Below are 3565 nucleotides of genomic sequence, written 5' to 3'. Positions count from 1 at the left end.
GGGCTGAACAGGCGAATGCGGCGGCCACTTGGCAACTGATGCCATTGCGCGTTGGCCAGGCCGTCGCTGAACCAGCGGTTGTTGCAGCCCAGCAGGTTGGCGGTTTCGGCATCTTCGGGCATGAAGTCGACTTTCAACTCGCCCAGTCGCAGGCGGCAAATGACCTCGTCCTGCGGCGATTGCGTGAAGCCTTTTTGCTTGAGTTGTGCCACCAGCGTTTGCCATTGGGCATAGCCTGTCAGGTGCACCACCAGATCGACATCGTCGGTGTAGCGCACTTCTTCCAGGGTGAATTCGTCGGTCAGCAGCAAGGCGGTCGTGCAACCGCCGACGAAAGCGACCTCCTGGCAGAGGTCTTCGCCGAGCGCCTCGGCGACGACTTCGAGCATCTGAATGTTTTGTGCGCGGCTCATGGTTAAAGAATTTTCTCACGTAGCAGTTTGTTCGCCAGATTGGCTTCCCGAGCATTGCCCAGGCGCACGGCATCGATCAGCGCCAGGTATTCATATAGGCGCGGGTCTTTCTTGACGGCACCGGGCACTGTCTTGAACAGGGGCGTGATGGATTGCCCTTTGCGCGTGCCATAGGCGTCTGGCCAGACGTGAATCAGGTCGCCGCCGCTCATCAATTTGCCCTGCAACACGGGGGCGGAAAAACTGGTGGGGATGCCGCGGACCAGTTCGGCGGGCTTGACCGGAAACACATAGCGCAAGCCGTGCTCAATAAACCCCAACAGCGCTTTGCTGTTGACCCGAGGCAGCAGGGTGCTTGGCTCCAGGCGTAACAGTCCAATTTGCTGGCAGCGTTTGAGTGCAGAGGCAACTTCGGTTTTGCTGATGCCCAGTGAGGCTTGCAGGGCGCGCACGGAGTAGCTTTCCTGGTGCACGGGCGGGTCTTGTTCGGTGTGGTCTTCCCAGCCTTGCCATTGCTCGGCGGTGTCGCTGAGCTTGAGCAGTTCTGCTGTTTCACTGTCGAGTTGCTGCTGCTGGCGCTCGCGCTGCTCCAGGCAAATCAGTTTGATCAGCAACAGTACGTCTTGACTCTTCATATCACCTCAGCTAGCAACTGTCCTTTGTCCTGGGACTGAGGACAGTCTAGGTGTTTTCGCCCGGTCGCTGTCAATGGGCTCAGCCGACCGCAGGCCACAGGTTGTCATTCAAGGCTCCCAATACCTTATCCAGGTTGCCGCCCAGGTGACGGTTCAAGCTCTTGAGGCCGCCATCGTTCTGGAAGGCATCGTTGACTTGTTGCGGGTCAATGACCACCTCGTGCACCAATTGTTTGGCCAGGCGATCAAGCCACTTGCGTTGTACGGACGTCCACGGCTCAAGGGCGTAAATTTTTTGCATGGCGTTGGCCACGCGTTGGTCGAAGGGCAGAAGGGCTTCGCCTATCGCGGCCTGGCGGATAAAGCCAATGATGCTGGCAGCGATTTCCTGGTTGGTCTGGTTGCGCCAGGCGCTTTTGAGGCTGACTTCGCTGAAACCATGCTGATCCAGCAGCAAGCGCACAGTGCGCAATTGTTCGCGGGTGAGGTCTTTGGGGCGATTGACGACTACGCCCAAGGCTGTGGATTGGTTGAGTTGGCTGTGGACGAAGTCGTGGAAGCTTTCGAGGTAATCCTGGGGCTTTTGATAGGCGCCGTAGCTTTGCTCACGCAGGAGCAGTTCGTCGCTGTGGGTGGAAATGATCGGATAGTTTTCCGAGCCCAGCAGGGTGCTGACGGCATTCAATTGGGTCAGCAGTTGGCTATGTTCGCGAATGAACTCGGCCGCCTGCCTTGGCCCCAGCTCATGCAGATGTTTGTGCAGTTTTGCCGGTTCCACGCCCCACATGTCCTCCAGTTCCTCAAGCTTCTTCTTCAGCGGGGGCTTGGTTTCAGCTTTGTGATCGGCCTTGCGCAAAATCCGCATGATGCGCTGGCTGAGTACGTCGAGCACGTCATGGGCGTGGCTGCTGTCTTCCTGATTACCGGGAGCGTCATGACTGGCATCGCTGGTGAGTTCGCTGACCAATTGCTCCAGGGATACGTTGGGGTTTTTCACCAGCGGCTTCATGGTGTCGACGGCTTCCAGGCTGGCGTAGAGGTCGACCGGGTCGTAAATGCGGAATACCGTTTTGCCGATGTCGTCGCAACGGCGGGTGGCGCGGCCTTTCATCTGCTCATAGAGGATGCGTGAGCGTACCCGGCGCATAAACACCAGATTGCAGATTTTTGGCACGTCGATGCCGGTGGTCAGCAGGTCGACGGTGATTGCAATGCTGGGGTGCGGTTCGTTTTTGTATTTGCGAATCAGCTGTTCGACCTTGTCGCTTTGGCCGGTGATGATCTGCACCGTTGCCTGGTTGTATTGCTCGCCGTAAGCGTCTTTGAAGGCTTCATTGAGCAGGTTTTTTACCCGCTCGGCATGGGCCTGGTTGACGCAGAAGATCATGGTTTTTTCTTCGCCAAAAGGGTCCAGCTCATTGGCCAGGGCATCGCAAATCACTTTGTCAAAAGCAGGGGTGATCACCCGGCGGTTGAACGACTCGATGTTGAAGTTGAGTTCGTCCTCCAGCTCGGCGACATCGACTTCGCCGGTCTGTGTATCGATGACGCTGACCGATTCTCCCTTTTCAAAACGGATGCCGTGTTTGCTCAGTTGCGTCTCGTAACGGATCGGCGGTTCATGGTCGATCAGCCAGTCGTCTGCCACAGCTTCGCGATAGCTGTAGGTGAACACGGGTTTGCCGAAAATCTCGCTGGTGTGTTTGGCCGGGGTCGCAGTCAGGCCGACTTTGCACGCATCGAAATAATCCAGTACGCGGCGGTACTGCGAGAGGTACTGATTGTGATCGCGGACGGCCAGTTCGCCCTCGCTCATTTCCTGATCAAGGGTGTAACCACGGTGGGCTTCGTCGACGATGATGCAGTCGAACTCGCCGACTGAAGGTGGCGTGTCGGAGCGGAAAATCCGGCTGACCATGGCCTGTACGGTAGCCACCTGGATGCGGGTTTCCGCTTCGGCGGCCATGTCGCCCAGCTCTTTGATGTCGTAGATCTGCGCGAGCGTGTGGTTTTGCTCAAGGGTGGTGTCGTTGAACGAGTCGATCGCTTGCTGACCGAGGGCGCTGCGATCGACCAGAAACAGAATGCGCTTGAAGCGTTCGGTTTTCAGGAAGCGGTACATCAAGCCAATGATAGTGCGGGTTTTGCCTGTGCCAGTGGCCATCGCCAGCAGGCAGTCGCGTTGGTTGTTGGCCAAGGCTTGTTCAACGGCATGGATCGCCTTTTCCTGGTAATCGCGCAACTTCAGATAGGCGAAGCCTTCTTCTTTGAGCTTGGCTTCGGCCTCGGCACGGCTGCGCTTGAGCAGGTCGCGCAAGTCTTCGGGTTTATGGAAGTCTTGCAGCGGCCGGGCTGTGTTGGCCGGGCTGCGCAGGTCTCGGAACCAGGTGCCGGATTGTTCGGCGAGTTGCTTGATGTAAGGGCGACCATTGCAGGCGAAGGCGAAGGGCACCTGGAAGGTTTTGCCTTCACCATCATTCCAGGCAGCAGGGTGACCGGCCTCCAGCCATGGTTTCA

General features: G+C 57.6%; 2 protein-coding genes and 1 pseudogene. All 3 read right to left on the bottom strand.

All coding sequences use genetic code 11. From position 1 onward, the window contains the following. Positions 1-413: pseudogene (locus AC1DVH_RS27750) on the bottom strand (hypothetical protein); the annotation flags it as partial. A 2-nt stretch (positions 414-415) separates the two neighbouring features. Further along, positions 416-1048: a hypothetical protein gene (locus tag AC1DVH_RS27745; RefSeq protein ID WP_477756485.1), complete on the bottom strand. Its 633-nt coding sequence runs from the start codon at positions 1046-1048 to the stop codon at positions 416-418. 79 nt (positions 1049-1127) lie between these two features. Continuing rightward, a partial coding sequence (hsdR, locus tag AC1DVH_RS27740) for a type I restriction-modification system endonuclease (protein WP_477756484.1) occupies positions 1128-3565 on the bottom strand: 2438 nt, incomplete at its 5' end.

It is taken from the genome of Pseudomonas sp. P4_C3, assembly GCF_056402075.1.
This window is presented reverse-complemented; position numbering and strand designations above follow the sequence as displayed.

Coding starts and splice junctions, on each gene's coding strand:
- AC1DVH_RS27745 (WP_477756485.1), bottom strand. CDS start 1,048: ATGAAGAGTCAAGACGTACTGTTGCTGATCAAACTGATTTGCCTGGAG.